The organism is Hamadaea flava, assembly GCF_024172085.1.
Taxonomy (GTDB): Bacteria; Actinomycetota; Actinomycetes; order Mycobacteriales; family Micromonosporaceae; genus Hamadaea; species Hamadaea flava.
In genome coordinates, this window is the sequence record NZ_JAMZDZ010000001.1 from 1,915,993 (window position 1) to 1,938,159 (window position 22,167).

The 22,167-nt window shown below is 65.0% G+C and carries 11 protein-coding genes and 1 pseudogene; 4 read left to right on the top strand and 8 right to left on the bottom strand.

The features are described 5' to 3' along the window. Positions 1-153: 153 nt before the first annotated feature. From HDA40_RS09150 to HDA40_RS09160, 3 genes are all read right to left on the bottom strand, one after another. Complete coding sequence (locus HDA40_RS09150) at positions 154-2,307, bottom strand: MMPL family transporter (RefSeq protein ID WP_253753936.1); 2,154 nt, start codon at positions 2,305-2,307, stop codon at positions 154-156. Positions 2,308-2,657: 350 nt separating this feature from the next. Then, positions 2,658-2,906: a hypothetical protein gene (locus HDA40_RS09155; RefSeq protein ID WP_253753938.1), complete on the bottom strand. Its 249-nt coding sequence runs from the start codon at positions 2,904-2,906 to the stop codon at positions 2,658-2,660. Positions 2,907-3,127: 221 nt separating this feature from the next. Further along, positions 3,128-3,370: a hypothetical protein gene (locus tag HDA40_RS09160; RefSeq protein ID WP_253753939.1), complete on the bottom strand. Its 243-nt coding sequence runs from the start codon at positions 3,368-3,370 to the stop codon at positions 3,128-3,130. A 231-nt stretch (positions 3,371-3,601) separates the two neighbouring features. On the opposite strand from HDA40_RS09160, the pseudogene HDA40_RS09165 reads away from it, so the two are divergent. Both HDA40_RS09165 and HDA40_RS09170 read left to right on the top strand, forming a co-directional pair. After that, positions 3,602-4,402: pseudogene (locus HDA40_RS09165) on the top strand (IS5 family transposase). A gap of 264 nt (positions 4,403-4,666) precedes the next feature. Further along, positions 4,667-5,143 (top strand): hypothetical protein, encoded by a 477-nt coding sequence (locus tag HDA40_RS09170; protein WP_253753941.1) that lies wholly within the window; start codon positions 4,667-4,669, stop codon positions 5,141-5,143. 1,314 nt (positions 5,144-6,457) lie between these two features. Here the strand turns inward: HDA40_RS09170 and HDA40_RS09175 are convergent. Both HDA40_RS09175 and HDA40_RS09180 read right to left on the bottom strand, forming a co-directional pair. After that, positions 6,458-17,215 (bottom strand): LamG-like jellyroll fold domain-containing protein, encoded by a 10,758-nt coding sequence (locus HDA40_RS09175; protein WP_253753943.1) that lies wholly within the window; start codon positions 17,213-17,215, stop codon positions 6,458-6,460. Positions 17,216-17,317: 102 nt separating this feature from the next. Then, a complete protein-coding gene (locus HDA40_RS09180; RefSeq protein WP_253753945.1) occupies positions 17,318-17,830 on the bottom strand; it encodes a hypothetical protein in 513 nt (170 codons plus the stop codon). A 313-nt stretch (positions 17,831-18,143) separates the two neighbouring features. Between HDA40_RS09180 and HDA40_RS09185 the strand changes: the two genes are divergently transcribed. Then, complete coding sequence (locus HDA40_RS09185; RefSeq protein WP_253753947.1) at positions 18,144-18,401, top strand: hypothetical protein; 258 nt, start codon at positions 18,144-18,146, stop codon at positions 18,399-18,401. An 18-nt stretch (positions 18,402-18,419) separates the two neighbouring features. Here HDA40_RS09185 and HDA40_RS09190 read toward each other — a convergent pair. The 3 genes from HDA40_RS09190 to HDA40_RS09200 form a co-directional block, all read right to left on the bottom strand. Continuing rightward, positions 18,420-19,567, bottom strand: a protein-coding gene (locus HDA40_RS09190) for an IS3 family transposase (RefSeq protein WP_372503156.1) whose coding sequence is annotated in 2 segments (ribosomal slippage) — positions 18,420-19,298 and positions 19,301-19,567 — 1,146 coding nt in all. Because the reading frame shifts where the segments join, the coding sequence is not laid out codon by codon here. 25 nt (positions 19,568-19,592) lie between these two features. Beyond that, a complete protein-coding gene (locus tag HDA40_RS09195) occupies positions 19,593-20,060 on the bottom strand; it encodes a hypothetical protein (RefSeq protein WP_253753949.1) in 468 nt (155 codons plus the stop codon). Positions 20,061-21,038: 978 nt separating this feature from the next. Further along, on the bottom strand, positions 21,039-21,389 hold the full coding sequence (locus HDA40_RS09200; RefSeq protein WP_253753951.1) for a hypothetical protein: 351 nt from the start codon (positions 21,387-21,389) through the stop codon (positions 21,039-21,041). 55 nt (positions 21,390-21,444) lie between these two features. Here HDA40_RS09200 and HDA40_RS41370 point away from each other — a divergent pair, with 55 nt between their 5' ends. After that, positions 21,445-21,567: a hypothetical protein gene (locus HDA40_RS41370; RefSeq protein ID WP_275978209.1), complete on the top strand. Its 123-nt coding sequence runs from the start codon at positions 21,445-21,447 to the stop codon at positions 21,565-21,567. Positions 21,568-22,167 lie beyond the last annotated feature (600 nt).

Consider the following 22,167-nt stretch of genomic DNA (forward strand, 5'->3'; position numbering starts at 1 on the left):
TCGTCCTGCGGGGACCGCGCTGCTGCTCGGCCTTGCGGCGCTCTTCGTGATCGCGGGCACCTGGCGCTATCAGCGACGAGGCCTCGCCGTCTGACCGCCGCATGACCGAGGCCCGCCCGGACGTCGTCGTCCGGGCGGGCCCAACCGGAGGGATCAGCGGATCCGGGCTGGCGCTGGTGGTTGGACCGGCGCGGGCTTCGCCGCCCGGCTGACGTCACCGCGCCCAGGCCACCAGGCGGTGTGGCCGAGCAGCGCGGTGAGCGCCGGCACGAGGAACATCGACATCACGAACGCCGACAGCAGGATGCCCGTCGCGACGGAGAACCCGATCTGCTGCAGGAACGACACCGGCGCGAGGGCCAGCACCGCAAAGGTGCCCGCAAGGATCAAACCAGCCGCGGCGACGGACGGTCCGGCATGTTGTACGCCGAGAGCAGCGGCCGCCCGGGGCTCGTTGCCGGCCCGGGCCTCCTCGCGGAGCCGGGCGATCATGAGGATGTTGTAGTCGGTGCCGATCGCCAGGACGAACAGGTAGAGCACGATCGGCAGCTGGAACGTCACCCCGGGGTGGCCGGCCACGTCCTGGAACAGGTAGATGGCCGCACCCAGCGTGGCCGCGAAGTTGAGCAACACCGCGATCACCAGATACACCGGCGCGACGATGCTGCGCAGCAACAGAGCCAGGATGATCGCGATCAGCAGCGCCGCCACGGGCAGGATCACCGACAGGTCGCGATTGTTGGCCGAGTTGATGTCGGCGTAGATCGCCGTGGTCCCACCGACGAGCACCTTGGTGCCCGGCGGCGCGACGGCGTGCAGATCGCCGCGCAAGTGGTCGTGGACCAGCGTGATCGCGTCGTTCGAGGCCGGGTTGACCGTGAGCAGCAGGCTGAAGACGGCCACCTTGCCGTCGGACGCCTTGGCCGGGGGCTGGACGCCGCCGACTCCGTTCACCTTCCCGGCCGCCGCTGCGAACTGATCGAGCTGGGCCTGCGTCAACTGGCTTCCGTCACTGGTCGTCAGGTATGCCAGCGTCGGGTCCAGCGCCCCCTGCGGGAACCCGCGTTCCAGGTCGGCGGCCGCTTTCGCGGATTCGGTGGTGCTCGGGAAGCCAGCCGCGAAGTCGTAGTCCGCCTTGAACTTCAGCGCCCCACTGGCCAGTGCGATCAGCACCAGGCCGGACAGCGCGGCGGCCACCGCCGGCCGGCGGCCGACCGCCCGGCCGATCCGGGCGAACGCGGTGCCCTTGGGCTCACGCTTCCACGCCTTCGACGGCCAGAACGTCGCCGGGCCGATGAGGCTGACCAGAGCCGGGATGAGGGTCAGGCCGGTGATCATCATGACGAATACGGCGATCGCCAACGCCGGGCCGAGCGAGCCGAACCCGCCGAAGGTGGCCAGCAGCAGCACGAGGAAGGCCACGATGACCGCACCGGCGGCCGACGTGATGACCTCGCCGACCCGGGCGACGGCGTACGCCATCGCGGTCTTCTTGTCGTCGCCGGCCCGCAGTCGTTCCCGGAAACGGAACAGCAGGAACAGGATGTAGTCGGTTCCGATGCCGTAGAGCACGATCAGCAGCAGCGTCTGCAGACTCTGGTCGACGTGGAAGCCGAAAGCCTTGCCGGCCGCCGCGATCAGGTTGGACGATACCTGCAAAACGATGCTGATGACCAGGATCGGCAGCAGAGCCGCGATCGGGCTGCGGAAGATGAGCAGGATCAGCACGATGATCAGCGCGAGGGTGGCCGCGCCGACGACCGCGAACGCCGTCGTGAAGGTGTCGTTGTTGTCCACGACTTGAGCGACCGCGCCGGTCACACCGGCGGTCAGCGCGCTGCCCGCCAGGTTCGTCTTGATGACGTCGCGGGTCTGTTCCACCGCGTCCAGTTGCCCTTGGGCGTCGGTCATCGCCGCGGTGACCGGGACGTTGATCAGCTGCACTAGTTTGTTGGGCGCCACCGCCTGCGGGCCGGTCAAGGGCTGGCCGATCCCGGCGATGTGCGCACTGCCGATCGCGATCGCCAGGGCTCCGATCCGTTCGGAGTCGGCCGTGGTCAGCTCGCCCCCGTCGGACCGTTTCACCACGACGATCGCGTTCGACGTGGCCTGCTCCGGGAAGGCGGTCTTGGCCAGTTCGATCGCCTGCACCGACTCGTACTTGTCCGGCAGGAAGCTGCCCTGGTCACCGCTGGTGATGTCGGACAGGCTTGGCAGCAGGCCGATGACGAGCATCGCGCCCACCAGCCACCCGCCGATGACCCACCAGGCCCGTTTGACGACGAACCTGCCCCATCGGTCGAACATTGGTTTTCCTCCCCTTTATGCCACTTTCACGGTGGTCAGATCGACGCCGAGCCCGCAGGGGGTTGGCGACACGCAGTGCCCCGACACTCAGGGCAGCACATCGCTTGAGCTGCGATCTCAGCCTGGTGCCGTGCCACTCTGGCATCATTATGGCACATCATGGCACCAGAAGCTTAACCTGTGGTGCCACACTTATGCCAAAATGGCACCACGGCGCGCACCACTGGGAACCGACACCCCGGGCAGCGCTACCGACACGGCGACACGATCTCCTGGTGTGGCGAGATGGACAGCGGTATGCGGCCTTGTTCACAGGCCAGGTGCAGCTTTGTCGTCCAGCCGCCACAGGATCAGCCGAAGGCGTGATCGGCTGGTTCGGCGTTGAGCGGATCGGCCTGGTGGTCGAAGTCGCGGCGGGCGCCGGGGGCGTGCTGATGGCCTCGTACTGTCGTGGCGTCGATGCTGATGTCCCAGCCGATCAGCCCGGCTGCGGCGGTCTGTGCCTGTAGTCCGGTGATGATGTGCTGCACACTCCGGCCCTGCTGCCATCGCTGGAACAGTCCGTGCACGGCCTGCCAGAATCCGTAGCGTGCAGGCACGTCACGCCACGGGGGCATCGACCCGGACCCGCCAGCGCACGCCGTCGATGAGTTGCCGTTTGGTCCACGCAGACGGTCGGCCTGGCCGGATACCCGCAGGTGCCAGTGGTTGCAGCAAATGGCATTGCGCGTCGGTCAGGTCGTGCCGCCTGGTCACCATTTCGGGTCTGACGTAGGCAGGATCGATCACTGCATGCTGGGCTTGACTCCTTGGGATCCCGTCAGGACCGGAGCATGAGGACGGCCACTCCGAAGACCAGGAGCGGCGCGAGGGCGAGCGCGAGGCGGGCGTACCGCCAGTGCCGTTCGACGTCGCCGACGCTGGTCGCCGCCGGGATGTCGGTCAGCAGTTGGGCGATGGCATGTGTGTGGTGGGAATGTCGGGACGGTCGGCGGGTGATCGCGCGGACCAGGGCTGGTTCCCAAACCTTGAGGGCGATGCGCCTTCCGTCGTGGAGGCGCATTCGGAGGCTATAGCCGGCCAGTTCCTCGAGCTTGTCGATATGGTGGCGAGGGATGTCGTAGCGCAGGAAGGTGTTGCGTACGACTACCCCAGCGCGAACAACAGCATGATCCCGAAGCATGCGGTTACCAGCAAATTGGCCGACCACATCGGCAGATGATTGAGGCTAAGGGTGTGTCTCATTTGGATGATCGTCACGCTGGGGACATGATCTGCTTCCGTGCATGACGCGATGGTCCGTACGTGGGCGCCTGATGATCTGTGGGAGATAGCGGAGCCGTTGATCCCGCCCGCGCCGGTTCGCCGGCAGGGCGGCGGTCGTCGGCGGGTCGACGACCGGGCGGTACTGGCGGCGATCGTGTATGTGCCCCAGGCGGGTTGTTCATGGTGGAAGCTGCCTGAGTCGTTGTTCGGAGTGACCCGGGCGACCGCGCCCCGCAGGTTCAGTCAGTGGACTGCGGCGGGGTTCTGGCTGCGGCTGCACGAGGCGATCCTGGACCGGCTCGGCAGTGATGCCCGGATCGATTGGTCCAGGGCGGTGGTGGACTCGATCAGTGTGCGGGCGAAAAAAGGGGGCGATCTGACCGGCCCGAATCCGGTCGACCGCGGCTAACCGGGTAGCAAGATCCATGTCATCTGTGACCGGGCTGGTCTGCCCCTGGCCGTCATGGTCACTGCCGCGAACGTCCACAACAGCCAGCTCCTGCTCCCCATGCTCGACAGCGTGCCCGCAATCCGCACCCCGGCCGGCCGTCGCCGGTGGCGGCCGGTCAAGCTCCACGCCGACAAGGCCTACAACAGTCATGAGCTGCGCGCCGAGGTACGCCGCCGGGGCATCGCAGTACGGATCGCACGAAAGGGCATCGAGTCCTCCACCCGTCTGGGCCGTCAACAGTGGATCGTCGAGTCGTGCATGTCCTGGCTCATGCGATACCGGCGACTCGTCCGCCGCTACGACCGCAAAGGCGACCATTATGAAGCCTTCGCCACCATCGCCAGCACCCTGATCCGCTCCCGACGCCTCACCAAATGAGACGCGTCCTAAACCGCCCGCGACTCCGTCGTCATCGGCAGCGGCACGCCTGGGGACAAACCCGTCGCCACGATGCCGACCGTGAACGTCATCGCGTCCGCTCACCGAGCTGCGCAGGACTCGTCACTGGCTAGCGGGCAGGACGCGCGAACGACGAGGACCGTCGATACGGCCCGATCGCATATACCAGTCCATCGAGCGCGACTCGATGGACTCAATCATGTCACTCGAAGCGAATGGAGGTCTCCGCATGACCAAATCACCGTGCGCGAGAGCGCCACCAGTTTCCATTGGGGATCAATCGAGCTGCTGGCTCGTCAGCTCAGCACCCCGATCCGGCCGGCGATTCCAAGAAGACGGGCCGCTGGCGACATCGCGGCAGAGTTCGACAAGAAGATCGCGCGTAACCGGCAGGCTCTCGATGAGGGAGCCAGCCCAGCGGTCGTGGCGGATTGGATCACCGAGGCTGAACAGCAGCGCGACACGGCACTGGCAAGCCCTCCCGCTGCCCGCGAATCCGACACAGTCGGCTCGATGACCGCCGAGGACATCACCTCGCTGATCGACGGGCTCGGTAACATCGCTGCGGCACTGGAGGAAGCTGAACCCGAGGACAAGCTCGACCTGTACCGGAGCATGCGCCTGAAGCTGACTTACGTCGCAGAAACACAAACGGTGCACGCCGGGATTGATCTTGGCAAGCACCGTTGGGATTTGGTTGGTGTCCGAGGGGGGATTTGAACCCCCATTTGCCGCACTTATGAGCCAGATGGGTGTTCATGTGATCGACGTTACGATCCGATCACAGGCCGCATCAAGCAGCAATCATCAATGTACTTCTTGTTCTGACCTCGATGTTTGGCTCGTCCTCTCCGACTAACGGCGACCCGACTCCCCTACCAAGCAAGCCGTCGCATTCGTGCGCCCGGTGACCACACAGCATCGAGCATCGTCCGAGGCCAGCCGCCCCAGGCATGTCGCGCCGGAGCGGGTTCTAGTGCCACCAGGAACACACTCGCGTTCGAGATCGGCTTTGCCGCTCAATGGATTACGACTCAGCAAGAGCCCAGGTGTGCCGCGCGTGGTCCTGCCTCGTTGGTCACCGCGCTCGGTCGGCTTCGGCTTGGCAACCCTGCTCGGCGTACTGATATATCGAGCCGCCAACTCGGTCTTTGGTCGTCGCGGTTCCGCAGGCGCCGGTCCACGCTTCACCGCATGAGCGCATGCTCGCAGACGCTCAGAACTCTGTCGCTCGTCGGATCTTCCCAAGCTACGATCCCCGTGAGCCCGCCCCAAGGCGCACCTACCCGGTAACGGTGCGTCCCGCCCGCCGCATCGTGAGGGTGGCAGCCCGTTCGAGCCGGGCCGGGCCCGGGGAACTCACGCCTCGGCGGGAGGCGTCGGAGTTCCCCCTTTGCAGCACCACGGCACGGGCAGACGGTGACAGGACTGGGCCGTCCGCCGCCGCCGTCGGCATGGCACTGGCCGGCTTCTTGCGGTTCCTTCGTCGTCGGGAAGGCCGATGTTCTCTGCGATGGAGGGCCACACGCAGGCATCACGCCGAAGCTAGGCCCGGCCTAACATACACGACTACCTTTGCGGACTCGTCTTCGTGGTCCCCAAACAGGTCTACTCCGACCCTTTCCGAATCGGTCAAGACCGTGAGCAGAACAGTTTCATTTGGGTCATAGACCACAAACTTCATCGAAGGAAGAATAAGGTCGCCAGAGTAGAGGCTGATCAGGCCCGTTTCGACGCCATTGCCCTCCCGGCATTCGACTTGAACCAAGCCGGATGCCGATTGCCGAACACTCACGTAAATGGAGTCAAGTCCGCCGTGGACTGCTTGCGTTGCAGCGTCCCAGGAATCATGTTCGTCAGTACTCTCGGGTGCGGCAATTATTAGAAGACCGTGAGCAAAGCTCGCCGTGATGCTACCGAGAATCAATTGCTACCTCCTACCTTTCAGCGGGACGATGCCAACCTATTCGAACTGAGACGATCCGCCTACCCGAAACCAGATCGAGTGGGCGGACCACTCAAGCCATTCGTCCTTTACAGGTTGATCAAACCCAGCCTGGTTCCATCTACCAGCCCCGGAAACCTAGGCTCAGCTGGAAAGTCGTACCATTCTCTGTTAATGCCGTTGACAATTCCGCCTTGCTGTTTCGCACATGTCTTGCACTGTGGGTACAACGTCCAGGGACCATTCGGGGCCGCCTTGTTCGGCGGCGTGTGGTCACCCGTCCAGTGTCCGTCAGCATAGCCGGAACTTGTTGCTGGACACGTCGCACAGCCATTGCGGTCGCCGGACTCATTTACCATCTTCTGTTCGTGCGGAAGAACGGTATCGCCACGCTCTGCCGTCACACCTTCCGCTTTACGCGACCCATCCGGGCCTAGTGTCAAATCACATAGGCGCTTCTGGTCAACGTTGTGCACCAGTACTGGCACGTTACCAGCCAGAACATAGTAGGCATGGATGTCATCGACAGTGAGGTCGCGCATCCAGCGGAGCCCGGTCCAGACCTTGACTGCGGCGACGATCTGGGTGGTCTGTCCGTTGGCATCGCGTAGGCGGTCGCCAGTTTTGAGGTCCTTGGCGTCTGTCCACTGGCTATTGGTCGCGTTCCAGAAGGGATGGAACCAAGTCGTGTGCAGGACGGTGGATTTGCCGGTCTTTTGGTCCCTGACAGTGATGTCGGCCAGGTCGCTGTCGTTGTTGTTGTGTAGAACCGTGACAGGCTTTGCTTCGGTCCGTCCGGTTGTCGGGTCAGTGGCGGTGACCTTGTCGCCGATCTTGACGTCCTTGATCGCCTTCGTGGATCCGTTGGCCATCAGGACCCGGGTGGACGGGTCGAAGCTGTGGCATGTCTTGCCGGGCGATCCTTGCGAGCCTTCGGTTCGTGGTTTGGTTAGTGCTCCGCCGATGCCCCCCATAGCTCCGCCGACTGCAGCGCCGGTGAGCGCTGCGGCGCCGGCACGGCCCCAGTCGACGTGGCCGGTTTGGGCGTATTGGGTTGCGGCGTCGCCCAGTCCGCCTCCGACACCGCCGGAGATGGCGCCGCCGATCGCGCCGGTGGCTGCGCGGGCGAGGATGCCGGTGCCGACCTTGCCGGCGACCATGCCGGCGATCTTGCCGCCGATGGCTCCGCCGACGCCGCCGGTGACGGCTCCGATGGTGCCGGTGATGGCCCCGGACAGGACGCTGCGTCCGAGGTCTGCCAGGCTGTGGATCTTACCGGTCGCGGCGTCCTTGGCGACGTTGATCGCGATGCCGACGAGCAGACCACCGACCGGGCCGAGTGCGATCGTCGCTGCCACTGTCGCGACGACTGCGACGACTTCGATGATTGCGTCTTTGTGGTCCTTGATCCACTTTCCGGTGGCTTTGGCCGCGTCCTTGACGTTTTTGACGACCTTGGCCACATGGCGGGCAGCTTTGGCCTTGACCTGTTTGGCCGCCTGCTTGACCTTGTTGTAGGTGTTCTTGACCTTGTGTTTGAGCTGTTGGGCCTTCTTCTGAACGTACTTGCGGCCCTGCTCGACCTTTTTCTTGACGTAGTTCTTGGCTTGGCTGACTTTCTTGTTGACGTAGTTGCTGGCCGCGTCGTATCGGTCTGCTGCCCAGGATCTGGCGGCGCTCATCCGGCTCGACGCGTAGTTCGCGGCGCTGGAGGCGTACGACTTGACCGAGTTGTAGGCGCTGGAGAACGTGTTCGATACGGCCGAGGTCGCCTTCTTGATCCAGCTCGGCCAGTGGCCCGAGGGATCTGTGGCGGTCATCGGGTTGGCGTTGCCGTACTGGTAGCGGTTGGCGTTGATGGAATCCGGCGTCGGGCTGTTCGAGGCGGTGTCGCGCGTGTCGAACTGGCCGGTGTCGGTGTTGTACCAGCGGGCCAGCATGTTGACCCGGCCGGTCACGCTCTCGGTCCACTCCGACTGGTAGCCCAGGTGTCCGATGACGGTGCCGGAGGAGGCGAGGACCTTGCCGAGCGGGTCGTAGTTCACGGAGCCGTCGAGCGTCGCCGAGGTCGCGGTGAGCTGGCCGACGACGTCGTCGTGCAGGTCGGTCAGCGTCAATCGTTTGGTTTGGTCGGCGGTGCGTACCTCGCCCACGAGGTCCGAGGACGGGTCGCGGACGTAGGTGGTCTCGCTGTCCGCGGCGAGGTCGTTGTCCAGCCCTGTGTACGCGAATCCGGTCTTGATCGCCCGGCCGAGCGCGTCGTAGGTGTAGGTCTGCGTGCCGCCGGCCGATCCTTGCGACAGGATCTGGCCGAATGCGTCTGCCGTTGTGGTGTAGGTGGTTGACCCGGTTTGGGTGGACGACAGGGTTCCCCGGGCGGTGTAGTTGTAGGTGGTCGCGCCGTCGCCGACGAGTCGGTTACGTTCGTCGTAGACGAACAGCCGGGTGCCGTTCTGGGTGCGGTTGCCGGACTTGTCGTAGGCGTATGTCGTGCTGGTCGTGCCGTCGTTCCACGTGACGAGCCGGTCGGCCTTGTCATAGGTGTAGGTGTTACTCCTGGTGACGCCGGCGAAGTTCGTCGTCGTCTTGGTCTTCTCGTTGCCGTTCTTGTCCCACCCGTAGACGATCTTCGAAACGGTTGCGCCGCCGGTGGTCTTCACCTCGTCGGAGGTCATGCGGTGCAGGTCGTCGTAGGCGAAGGTGCGGGTGTCAGCCTTGGCGTTGCCGCTGTAGTAGGTCAGCGTCGTCGCCGACCCCATGTCGTTGTAGGGGTCGAACCGGATGTCCACCCCGGCGCTGGTGTTGGCGACCTGGCTGAGCAGTCCGCTGTCTCGGCCGCTGGTGAAGTACGAGTACGTGGTCGTCCCCGCGGCGTCGGTGCGCTTGGTCATCGAACCGTTCAGGTCGTACTCGAACGCCGAGTTGCCCGACGGGCCGCTGATCGTGGACGGCAGGCCACGGTCCTCGTAGCCGATCGTGTTGGTGCCGACGCCCGTGTCGAACGACGTGATCCGCCCGGCAAGGTCGTAGCCGAAGGTACGCGTACCGGTGGCGCCGTCGGCGCCGGTACCCGACTGCGAGGTCATTCGTCCCGCGTCGTCGTAGGCGTAGCTTTGCGTGACCCCGCCAGGTTGCGTCTGCGAAGCGGCCTGGCCCGCGGCGTTGTACGCGGTCGTGTACGTCCGGTCGGCAGCCGCCGAATAGGCGGTCGTCGCCGGTTCGATCTGCGATTCGGGCAGGCCCAGCGTGTTGTAGGTGGTCCAGAACTTGTTGCCGCGCCCGTCGGTGAACCGGGTGCGGTTGCCGGCCAGGTCGTAGCCGAACGTCGTGGCGATCGCGTCGGTGGCGGTGATCGGCTGCGTCTCCGACAGGATCATGCCGGTCGGGTCGTAGGTGTAGGTGATGGTGTTGTTCTCGGCGTCGGTCGAGGTCAGCTGGTTGCCGGCCTTGTCGTAGGTCGCTGAGGTGGATGCCAGCAGGGTCGGCGTCGTACCCGGCTTGTACGAGCTGGTGAGCTTCGCTCGGCCCAGCATGTCGTAGCTGACCTGGGAGTAGGTAAGGTCGGGGTTGGTGGTCTTCACCGGCCTGCCCAGGCCGTCGTAGTCCACCTTTGTGATTCGTGACGAGTTGATGATCGTTGTCAGCGTCTCGCCAGCGGGGTCGTAGGTGTACCCGGTGGTCGAGCCGCCGGGTGTGGTGACGGTTTGCAGCCTGCCGTAGGTGTCGTAGCTGTAGGTGGTGGTGTAGTCGACGTTGGCCGCGTTCATGTGCTGATAGGACGTGGTCTGGCGGCCGAGGTAGTCGTAGGTCGCGCCGGAGATCTTGCTGGTCGGGTCCTTGGACCACGTCTGGTTGCCGAGCAGGTCGTAGGACGCGTAGCTGATTCCGCCGTCCGGGGCTGTGGTCTTCCAGACGCGTCCGAGCTGGTCGTAGTCGTAGTGGGTGGTCTTGCCGAGGGCGTCGGTCGACGTGGTCACCTGGCTGAGGGCGTCGTAGGTCTGCGACGCGACCGGGTTGATCACCGTAGATGAACCGGGTGGGGTGTAGGCCGGCAGGTGCGTCTCGTATTGGCGTCCGGCGCGGTCGAAGACGTGGACTGTCCTGTTGCCGTTGCCGTCGACCGTCTCGGTCTTGTCACCGAAGGTGTCGTATCCGATGTAGGTCACGGGCCGGGCCGACGTCGTGCCGCCCGAGTAGGTTTCGGCCGTCACTGTCGCACCGGTCAGCAGCGCTGGGCGGCCGGCCTCGTCGTTGGAGATGGAGGTGACGTTGCCGTTGGGATCCTTCGAGCTGCGGATCAGGCCGCCTTCGTCGGTCGCCATCATCGCCCGCGACACGCTCGCGCCCGCGGCCGGCGTGGTGCCGCCCTTGACCGTTGCGATCTGCGTTGCGGTCAGAGCGTCCTGGTAGACCTGGACGTCGCGGATAGAACCCGCCATGTAGTACGAGGAGTACTTTCCGATGTAGAAGCTGCCGCGGGCGTCTTGCCGGTTGACGACGCCGGTGGTTGTCGCTTCCAGCGTCCCGTTGACATACATGCTGTAGGTCTGGGCCGCGGCGTCGTACACGACTGCCAGGTGCGTGGCGGTGCCGACGGTCGGGCTGGACGTCGACCGCAGGGCCTTCCAGCTGCCGCCATAGGTGGTCTGTGATCCGGTGGCGTACCACTTGTCGGTGGACTGCTCGTACATCAGGTAGAACGACGACGAGCTTCTCGACGACTTCAAGACGACGGGGTGGTTGGCGTTCTTGTCGGCCAGGGTGACCCAGGCCGACATCGTGAAGGACCTGGAGGTGTCCACGACCGGGTCGGAGACGCTGAGGTAGCCGGTCGAGCCGTCGAAGGTCGCGGCCGTTCCGTTCCAGGTCACCCCGGTACTGCTCATGCCGGCGATGGCGTTGCCGGCCGCGTCGGCAGCGTCGGTTCCGGTCGACTGGTTGAGCTTCCACCACGCGACGGGTGTCGTCGCCGGATCGGTCGCGTACGAGGTCTGGGCCTGGACGTTGCCCTCAGGGTCGTACATCGTGTCCGAGCGCGCCATGAGCGTGCCGGCCGTGCCGGACGACGACCGAGTGGAGACAACGGTGTCATCGGCGGCGAACACGTTCGTGGTGACGCGGTTGAGCCCGTTCGCGTCGAGCGTCGTGCGCCATTGCCGGCCAGCCGCGTCGTATTCGTAGACGGTCGTCGTGGCGCCGTTGTTGGTGACCTGCTGGGTCAAGTTGCCGGCAGGATCGTAGGTGTTCAGTTGGGTGACGAATTTCTTCGAGGTCCCGTTTTCGGGGTCTCCGTCTGCGCGGATCACCTTCGCGACGAGGCCGTTGTTGGTGTAGTCGTACGCGGTGTACCAGCCCGCGGCGTCCTTTTCCCAGGCCAGCCGTCCTGCTGGATCGTACTTCTTCGCCTGGATCAGTATTTCGGCCGCGGTCTGCGGATTGTTGGGATCACCGGTGTAGCCGACCATGTACGCGTTCAGCAGGTTGCCGTTGGCGTCCAGCTCGTATCTGGTCTGCCCGCCGTCGGCCTCGGTCTCCAGCACAACGTTGCCGTATGTGTCGTATCCGAACTGGGTGGTGTTGCCGACCGCGTCGGTCTGCGACTCCTTCTGCCCGTACTTGTTGAAGGCAACCGTCTCAGTGCGGGCGATGTCACCACCGGTGCTGTCGCTGATCGTCTGCGAGGTCATGTTGCCGTCTACGTCGTACACGTTGGTGGTGACGGAGGTGTGGACCGCGCCGGTGACGCGGTTGGTGACCGGCGGATCGGTCTGGGTGAGCACCCGGCCTGCGTCGTCGTACGTGTAGGTCGTGGTCAGCCCCGTCGCGAAGGTCGACGTCACTTCGGCTTCGGAAAGCTTGCGGCCCAGGTTGTCGTATGTGTAGGTGGTGACCTTGCCTGCGGGGGTGGTCACCCTTCCGACGTCGCCGTTGGGGTAGTACTCGATCGTCTCGATCGCTCCGGACGGTTTGGTCACCGATGCCGGCAGCCCAGCCGGGGCGAAACCGCCGCCGTACGCGGCGGTTGTGGTGCCGTCGGTGTACGCCGTCGTGGTGACTCGGCCGAGCGGATCGGTGACCGTGGTGGCGTTCCCCTTGGCGTCGTACGCGTTGGTGGTCTTATATGTGTTGTCGGTGGCTGACGTGGACCGGGCGTCTCGGCTGGACACGATCTGGTCGTTGCGCGGGTCGACCGAGTCTGCGGCGTTGAGGTAGTACTCGAAGTAGACGCTGGAGCACTTGTTCTGATCCTGGTCCTGGCAGCTGATCTGCTGGATGGTGTTGCCCCGGCTGTCTTGGATGGACTGCGTCCAGATCCCGTTCTCGTCGTACTCCAGGCTCGAGAAGCCGCCCGTGTCGTATCCGTAACGGGTGGTCTTGCCGATCGCATCGGTCTGCGACACCATCCTGCTGCCGTTGGCCAGGTCGTAGGCGTACGAGATGGTCTGGCCGCCGGGGTCGGTCACCGTGACGGTCTGTACCGGCATGGAGATCGTGGTGATCGTGGTGTCGACCGTGGTCAGCACCTGTGGCAGCGATGCCTTGCTGGCGGCGAACTGGGCGGCGATCTCGTCGGCGGACAGGGTGCTGCCGAAGAACGCCGCTTCGGCGATCCAGCCCGGGAAGTAGCCCACCGGGTTGGCGGCATTGGACCCGATCCAGCTGGCCCATTTGCCCGCGCCGAGGTACGAGTAGCCGTTGGCCGGCACGGACAGTGCGACGTTCTTGGTGCCGATCGCGACGCCGTCCAGGTAGAGGGTCTGCGACGCGCTGGACGCCGCTAGCGTGGCTTGGTGCCATTTGCCGTCCGCCACTGAGGTGGTGGTGGTGATGGGCGTGCCGCCGGCTGTCGTCCAGAAACCACCGCGCAGCTTGCCGTCGGTGCCGACGTACAGCGCTGGGACAGCGCTAGTCGTTGCCGTCGGGTCGGTGATCGGCCCGTTCTGGTACCCGTACAGAACGCCGCCCGCGGTACTGGCCGACGGCATCTTGAACCAGAGGCTGACGCTGGCGGGTCCGCCGAGGTTGATGTTGGACGTCGGCAGGAGCAGGTTCGCGCTGCTGCCGTCGAGTTTGACTGCGGTACGGTCGGCGAATGGCCCGGTCTCGCTGAAGGTCACTGTGCCGGCGTAGGTGGCGGTGCCGCCCGCTACCTCGTTGACCGCGTCGGTGGTGTCGCCGGGTTCGTCCAGGCGCCAATAGTTCGCCGGTTTGCTGCCCAGCACGGATGCGGCATAGACGTCGCTGTCACCGGCGATGGTCGGCGCGTTGAGGGTCCACGTGCCGCCGTTCTCATCGGTGACTGTGGTCACCTTCGCGCTAGCGGTGTCGTAGGTGACCTGCGCGGTCACCCGACCCGAGGGCCGGGTGATCTTTGTCAGCTCGTACGACGACCAGCGCGCCGCGTCGCGGACGGCCGCGACCTCGGACCGGGCTAGGGCTTTGGTGAAGAACGCGGCGTCGGAGATCTGCCCGGTGAAGTAAGTGGCCTTCGCCGGAGATGCGCCGCTGTTGGCGTGGTCGGGCCAGCCGTGGCCGATGAATCCCGCGCCCAGGTATTCGTACGACGCACCGCCGGTCTGGTACATGCTGATCGTGCCGGCCAGCGTGCCCTGAACGGTGTTGTCGAGGTACATCGTCTGCGTGTCACCGGCGCCGATCAGTGCGACGTGATGCCAGGTGTCATCGGTGACCGTCGTCAGCGACTTGATCGGAGTCGTGGTGCCTTGCCAGAACTCGCCGCGCAGGTAGCCGTTGGCGTCGATGTACAGGGCGGGTGTGTAGTTGCCAGCGGTCGTGCCGCCGCTGATCGCCCCGGCGCTGTAGGAGAACAGCACACCACCGGCAGTGGTGGTCTTGAACCACAGGCTGATCGACTGGTAGGTGCCGTCGGTCACCAGTTTGCCGGGCAACTGCACCGATGATGAGGTGCCGTTGAACGCCGCCGAGGCCGACGCCTGGGTGTACATCTTGTCCGGACCGACGGTGACGTTGTTGTACAGGCCGTTGTCGGTACCGGCACGGGCCAGGACGCTGCTCTTGGCGATTGGCCCAGGAGCGTCACCGAGACGCCAATAGGAGTAAGCGCCACTGTTGAGTACCGTGTTGGCGCCCTGGGAGATGGACGTGTACGCGTACGTGGTGCATTCGCTCGCTACCGGGCCGCAGACTGACGTCAGCTTGACGTTGTCCACGGTGTAGGTCCACGACTTGACCGTCGACGCGTCACCGCTGATGGCGGGGTCGGTGTAGATCCGCGAGATGTAGTCCCGCGTCGAGGAGGAGGTCATCCACTCGACGTGCAACGACCGGCCCGACGCCGATGTCATCGTCTCGAGTTGCCCGCTCGCGTTGTAGGTGAACGTCAGGGTGCGGCCGTTAGCGTCGGTGATCGAACTGATCTTCCACACGGTCGTGCCGCTGGCCTGCGCGAAGGTGTAGGTCGTCGCGTCTTTGTCAGTCAGCGAATAACCCACGACAGTCGTGCCGGACAAGATCGGTTTGAAGACGGCATAGCGGCCCATCGGTGCCGTGAAGGACCCGTCACTGTTGCGGCCGAACGCGACTTCCTGTCCGGTCGGATACCGCACCGACACCGTCTGAAGGGTTCCGGCGAAGTCCTTGACTTGGGTCGCGCGCATGTCGACCACGGATGTCCATCCGGCACCGAAAGCGGCTGTGTCGCTGTTGCGGTTGATGCTGTTGTAGTACCGGGTGATCTCCAGACCCGGGCCGACCCCCGCGATCGAAGCGTCAGTAGCCGAGGTCGTGTAGTTACCGGTGGACGGGTCGAAGCCTTTGCCGGAGTTCTGCGAGAACTGCGATGCGATGGCTGGTTGCGGAACCGGTGTGGTGAACGCGTATGGTCGCTCGGCTGATTTCAAGGAGTAGTCGTCTAGCAGGACGGTGTAGTTGTAGCTCTTGTTCCAGGCCAGGATGCCGGCGGGAACTGTGACGCTGGGAGTCGTCGACCAGGTCGAGGTCCACAGCCGGGTCCACACGTCGTTGTAGACCACGTACTGGTACTTCAAACCCTTGGCCGGCCAGTTGTCCGGGTCGTGGGCCCGCGTGGTCAATTCCGGAGTCAACGTGTCGACGGTGGCGCCGTTGGCCGGGTACCGCGTGTCGACCTGCGGCAGCACGTCGTCGGTGTAGATCGCATAGATGTACGGCGCGCAGGTCCGCCCGCCGCACGCAGTGTCGCCCGTCGGGCCGTTGCGGGAGGTGAATCGCTTCCACTGGGCGTTGGTGGTGTCGGAGTTGGCCGACACGGCCAGACCGTAGTTCGTCGAGCCGCCAGTCGTCCACGCGTTGAACTCGTCGACGCTGAGGATCACCGGAACCCAGTCACCGACTGTCGCGCTGCTGCCGGTGTTGCCACACGCGGCCGCCGAGTTCGGCGACGCTGTGCCCAGTGCCGGGCTACGCAGCGCAGGCCCGCCGTAGGTGGTGCTGCTGCCCCATCGTGCCGACGTGGCCGCCCATGATGCACCGACGGCGTAGACGGAGAACGGCTGCGCGGTGCAGTTGTACTGCCATGTCATGAACAGGTTCAGCGTCACATACGTCAGGTGCTTGCCACCGTAGGTGGTGGCGAAGTCGCCGAAGTGCAGCAGCGATTTCGCCCGCGTCGTCCCACCGTTTGCAGTGCCGATCTTGAGCGTGTCCTCGCCTGAATGATCGACGTCGTCGCCGTACATCACGTAGGTGTCGCCGTCGGTGTCCAGCCGCAGAACCGGATCCACATAGACCGGGAACACCCGGGCCGGATCAGCAAGCCACGCCGCGCTGGCCGTGACACGAACCGCCGGCTGACCGTCCACATCCACCAGCTCGTACGTCACGTCGTGCGAGAACGCCGCCTCGCCGGACTGCGCGTTGAACGACGAGTCCTTCAGGTAGCCGCGCGGCATGCGCGCCACGATCGTGCCCGCCTGGTTGGTGAACACGACCTCACCATCGGCGTTGATGGAGGGGGTGACGCCGGACAGGTTCAGTGGATAGGTCCACGTCGATGGCGCAGACGACGAGTGAAGGATCAACGTCTCCTTCGCCGCCATCGCCTGCGACTCGATACGGACATCCGTCGACGGCAGGACGCCGGTGTACAGGGCGGAGCCGTCCGACACTGCAGGCTCGCCGAGCGTCGCGCCTTCGAGCGAGTACCCGACGATCTCACCCGTCGGAGCTGTCACGGTGACCAGATCCTGGGCGGCCGAGCCGGCCAGGGCGAGCGGCACGGTCCCGCTCGCGTCTTCCGCGGTGCTCGTTGCCGTCGACGTGCCGCCGGCGATTGAGAGTTTCCAGCTGTTCGCGGCGGTTTCCCACCGACCGCTGGCGGTCCGTTTGAAGGTTCCGTCGATGGGCTGCCACGTGCCGTCGGCCGCCTTGTAGTTCACTGGTTCCTGGAACACCTGACGGGCGTAGATCCCGTTACTGTCTCGCCACATCGTCGAGGTCGCCGACGAGGCCTGCGGCACTCGCACCTTCGACTTCTCGTCGAACCCTTTCGGCGACACCACCGTCTGCTTCGTCGGGCTGCTGTCGACCTTGCTCGGCTGGTAACCGTCGAGACCGTTGGCGACCTTCTTCGGCGCCCGCCCGGTGCCGGTGTGCGAGTCCGTCTCCTCGGCCGACACGTAGCCGCCCTTGCCGGCGTGGCCCTGGGCTACGGCAGGTAGGCCTGCCGTAGGCGACCCGTAGGCCCACAGGGGACGCTGCGCCATCCAGGAGGTCAGCCAGCCGAGCGGGAAGCTGCCGTTCTCGGGCACCACGCCGGACGGCACGCCGACCGACAGCCCGAACAGCACCAGCGCCACAAAGACGACACGACGCGGCCAAGATCGCATGACGCGACTCCCCCATGATCAACCAAGACTGGCGGAGGAGATTCTTCGGCCTCATACAGCCGGCGCACAAGACCCGTTCAGGCCGCCGGAGCTACGATTTGATCACGGCTCACTGAGCATCTTCGCAACACTGCTGCTCACTGCCAGTCGCGTCGCATCCGGGTCCAAGGCGGGAATCACGGACACATTGCCGCTAACGGACGATAGGGTCGCGCCCGACACGACGATGAGGCACCTCTGATTCGACCGCTCACGCGCCACCGCAAGAACTGTCTCCACCGGCAGCCTTCCGGCTGCGACGATGACCGCACATTTGCCCAGAATCAGCGTATTAGCATACGAACGCGCATTAGCCACGTCCTGATCGCCCTCAATCGACAGGAACCGCGCCTGACCGAGAGTCTTCAGCGACGCGTCCTGCATACCGGCCCACACCGGCTGCACCTCTGCCGACTGCACCCCGGCAGAATCGGTCAGCAAGCAGGCGGTGACGTCACGATACTGCCGCGCCCGCGGTTCCACCCCCGCATCCGGCCACAGCAGGAAGATGCTGACCACGATGAGGACCACACCCACACCGGCCAGCCAAAACCAACGACGCACACCCTCAAACACATGCGGAAGAGTAAACGAACGCACCGACAACCCGCCCGGGGCGGGTCGTGGTCAGGGGTCAGGGGTCAGGGGTCAGGGGTCAGGGGTCAGGGGTCAGGACAATACCGCCACCCCGCCTGTCGAACGTCCTTCCCGTCGACGCAGGGCGTCCCACCAATAGCGAAATCGCCCAGCTCACCCTGCGATCGGCCATCCACGCGATGAAGCCGGTTGATCGCGCCCCCCGTGGCGAGGACGTCTTCACGCAGATTGTGGACAGCACCCTGATAGCAGCACAGCCGGCCCACGAGAGCGCAAGATCGAGCACCTCGGGATGCTGATCGCAGACCTCGCCTACGAACCCCACATCGACTACGCCGCGGCGCACTCGGCGCTGCAAGCTGCCGGCGAACTCACGGGCTGCCGCAGTGCTGTCTCTCGCGATCGCCACCAGCGCCTACAGGTCGTGAAAACCAACCTCAACGACACTGCGTGCCCCCGCCGCACGCATCATCCACGTCAAAGTGCCGACAGCCGCAGGGTCCTCAAACACCTCGACTTCAATCCAGGGGACTGCCCCGAGTTTGGTTGACTCTCGGGGTTGGGTTGGTCAGACTGCTTTTGCGGTCTTGTGAAGTGTCTCAAACTCGATCGGGGTGAGTCGGCCGAGGCGGGTCTGGCGCCTGCGACGGTGGTAAGTGCGTTCGATCCAGGTCACGATCGCCAGGCGCAGTTCCTGGCGAGTCGCCCAGCGCTGGCGATCGAGAACATTCTTCTGCAGCAGGGCGAAGAACGACTCCATCGCGGCGTTGTCACCACACGCGCCGACACGGCCCATCGATCCGCGAAGTCCATTGCGGCGCAACGCTTTGACGAACTTGTGTGACCGGAATTGGCTGCCGCGGTCGGAGTGGACCACGGTGCCGGCCGGATCGCGCAACGCGATCGCGTTGCGCAGCGCCGCGACGGCGAGGCCGGCCTTCATCCGGGCGTCGACGGAGTAGCCGACGATCCGCCCCGAGAAGGCGTCCTTGATCGCGCACAGATACAGCTTGCCCGCGCCGGTCGGATGTTCGGTGATATCGGTCAACCACAAGGCATCCGGCGTGGTCGCGGTGAACCGGCGTCGGACGAGATCATCATGCACAGGCGGCCCCGAACGGCGATGCAGGCCGCGTTTCTTGGCGAACACCGACCAGATGCGCTGCATCGAGCACAACCTCGCGACCCGGTTGCTGCCTGCCGCGATGCCCTGGGCGTTCAGCTCGTCGGCGATGAACCGGTAGCCGAACGCTGGATCGTCGTGGTGGATGTCGAGGGCGACGTTGATCAGGTGGGCGTCGTCCCAGTCGCGCTGCGAGACCGGGTCGGCCTTCCACTGGTAGAAGGCCTGTTTGGAGAACCCCAGTACCCGGCAGGCGACCGCGACGGGGATGCCGTCGGCGGCCAGGTCCTCAACCAGCGGGTAGGTCATTTTGGGTTGTGCTCGCGGGAGGCGAAGTAGGCTGCGGCACGGCGCAGGATCTCGTTCTCCTGCTCCAGGAGCCGGTTACGTTTGCGCAGCTCACGAAGCTCAGCTGACTCGTCGGCGGTGACGCCGGGCCGCACTCCGTCCTCGATGTCGGCCAGTTTCAGCCAGCGGTGCAGACACGACTCGGATATCCCGAAATCCTTGGCGATCTGCGCCACCGGCGCCTGGCCCTTACGGGCGACCGCGACCACATCACGACGGAACTCCTCGGGGAATGCCTTCGGCACGATCAACTTCCTTCCAGCGAAGAACCTATCCTCGCAGGTCAGGAGTCAAGCAAAGCCGGGGCAGTCCCCAGAACTCCGAATCGTCGTCGGCACCGCCGTTCCACCAGCGCCAGGAGCGCCGCAAGTCGGATGAGTAGTCAAACCATCCGATCCAGCTGGCGAAGGTCCACGGCCGCTCAGCTTCGTAGCGAACCTTCCCCGCTTCGTCGAGCACCCTCCAAGCCCGTAGCTCCTCCTCCGCCTCGGCTGTAGACAGCTCCGGGGCGCACGCACGAACAAACCAGTCCGGTGTGTGGGCCTTCCAGTCCTCGACGCTGACAGGCAGCTCACTTCTTGGCGGGATCCAGTGTGTGACCGCGATCAACAACTCTTTGCAGCGATCGAGCGAGGACTGCGAGTGACCATCGGTCTGACCGACGAAGCGTCGGAGCACACCCTCTGGATTCCCTTGAGGGCCTTGGAAGATGCGGATTCCCTCTACCGTGCGCGTCATGAAGCCAGTCTCCCAGGACGACACGGCAAGACGAGCGACTACCGATCTTGCAGGCACATATTCGACCACCCGGCCGTTGGCCCGTTGGCAGATCTGAATACTCGAGCTGCCAGGTCTATAGCGGACTTGGCTACGTATCCCCCGCTGGCGCAAATTTGCTAACAGCCCGTGTCCATGGACGGGCTTGAACCCGCCTACACCCGCAATGACCAGCCAGTTAGCCCACAAGAGCGGGGCCGCGAGGTGCATCTCTGCACCTTGGCCTTCCGGAGCAGCCTCGGACTACGGCGCTCTCGGTCGTTCGAACAGACTGGGTGGCAGGGGGGATTTGAACCCCCATTTGTCGCACCCATGTGCAAGATGGGTGTTCATGTGGTTGACGCTACGGGTTGATCATGGGCCACATCAAGCAGCAATCATCGATGTCATGCGTGTCCCTACCTCGGTATTTGGCTCCTCCACTCTCGCGAGTCAAGACGTCATGCCACATGGCGCGGACTGTCGCATCTGTGCGCACGCCGGCTGGAGGCAACGCCGAGCGCTGTCCCAGGTCAGCAGGCCTCGGATGTGCCGAGCCGGAGCGGGTTCTAGCGGCTCCAGGAACACTGCCTGGGACTTGACGTCGTGCTCGCTGCGCGGGGCTGCGCCTTGCTGGTTGTCACGCTCGATCTGCTGCGGCGACCGGCTTCTCGTGCTGCAGCAGTCGGCTGCGGTCGGTTCGCAACCTGTCGGGCAGCGACCTGACGAGCCGGCCCTCTGATTGCGGCTCATACTCGTCGGGTGCGATACGAGGATCTTCTGGCGCGAACGGACTGGTCAGCGGTTGAACGCGCGTGGCCGCAGCGTTCGCCGAACACGCCCACACGATCTGACCCGGGCACAGCTTCACGGTCCACCGTGTCCTGCGATCCGACAACGCAACAGCGCCGTTCGAACTGCCCGACCCTCACCGGTCGCGCGGATGCTCTTTCCGCTGATCTATAGGTAAGTGACGGGTGCCGGCTTGCGCTTGGCGTCGTGTCGCCGACAGTTGGTTGTTGACCGTGGGCTGTCTCCGTACGGTGCGGTGATGCCCGCAGCGAACTCCTCACACGGCCGGATCGCGGTTGCGATCGCGGCCGCCTGCGTCGCCGTCGTCGGATGCGCCACCAGCCCCTCGGAGAAGGAGCAGCCCGACGCGTACGCCACGGTGACCGCGAGCGCGACACCGTCGGCATCCGCCTCAGCGTCCGGCTCGCCGTCGGCAACGCTCACGGTTTCACCGACGGCTACCAAGGTCGTTGTCTCGCCGAAACCGACCTTGGTGAGACCACCGAAGACGTCGACCAAGCCGTCTCCGAAACCGTCGCCGAAGACGTCAGCGACTCACAATCACAGTGGGACCGTGGTCCCCGGTGCGTACTGCCCCGACTCCGAGCACGGCTGGTACGGCCTGAGCTCGGCGGGCAACCGCTACCGGTGTTCGTACTACTCCAGCGACGGCCGGTGGCGCTGGAAGCGCGTCTAACCCACTGGGATTGGCGGGGGCAGGATTCACCTGCGGCCTCGAGCTGACGAGGCCGGCGCGCTACCGCGCTGCTATGCCCGCCAGCCATGTCCATGCTGGCACGCCACCTCGCGTCGTGCTGATCGACGCACAGCACCCGGTCCGATTCGGGCCTCGTGCTGCGGCTCCGCATCTCTGCTAGTGCCACTGGTGACCCGACTCCGTCTGCCTGGTGATCTCCGCAGCGCCACAGCCGGCCGACTTGATCAGCCTGGTCCCTAACAGTGGCGCTTCCGGCCGGACGCTATCCGTGCCGCTGCCGCCCGGAAATGTTGTGATGTCGAGCGAACGAGACCTCAATCGACTTGTCTTCTGGCTCAGCGACGGCCCGGCACCGGCGACCATCTGGGCGCGCCTGCACCGTGAACACACACAGTCAGGTCTATGGCCCCTACTCCTGGGCGTTTCTCGCCACGGCCCATCGCGGCCATGGCAGTCAGGAGAGAGGTACCCCGATGACGACGCGGATCCCGGCGCCCACGGTCCGCAGACCCTGCTTGCCGGCTGGTTGCGGGAGTTACTCGTAGACCAGATGGCCGATTACTGGGTTCTGCCGGTATT

Bases quoted from the DNA above. Each gene is read 5' to 3' on its own strand.
- HDA40_RS09150 (WP_253753936.1), bottom strand. From the start codon at position 2,307: ATGTTCGACCGATGGGGCAGGTTCGTCGTCAAACGGGCCTGGTGGGTC.
- HDA40_RS09160 (WP_253753939.1), bottom strand. From the start codon at position 3,370: ATGCGCCTCCACGACGGAAGGCGCATCGCCCTCAAGGTTTGGGAACCA.
- HDA40_RS09175 (WP_253753943.1), bottom strand. From the start codon at position 17,215: ATGCGATCTTGGCCGCGTCGTGTCGTCTTTGTGGCGCTGGTGCTGTTC.
- HDA40_RS09185 (WP_253753947.1), top strand. From the start codon at position 18,144: ATGCTGATCGCAGACCTCGCCTACGAACCCCACATCGACTACGCCGCG.
- HDA40_RS09195 (WP_253753949.1), bottom strand. From the start codon at position 20,060: ATGACGCGCACGGTAGAGGGAATCCGCATCTTCCAAGGCCCTCAAGGG.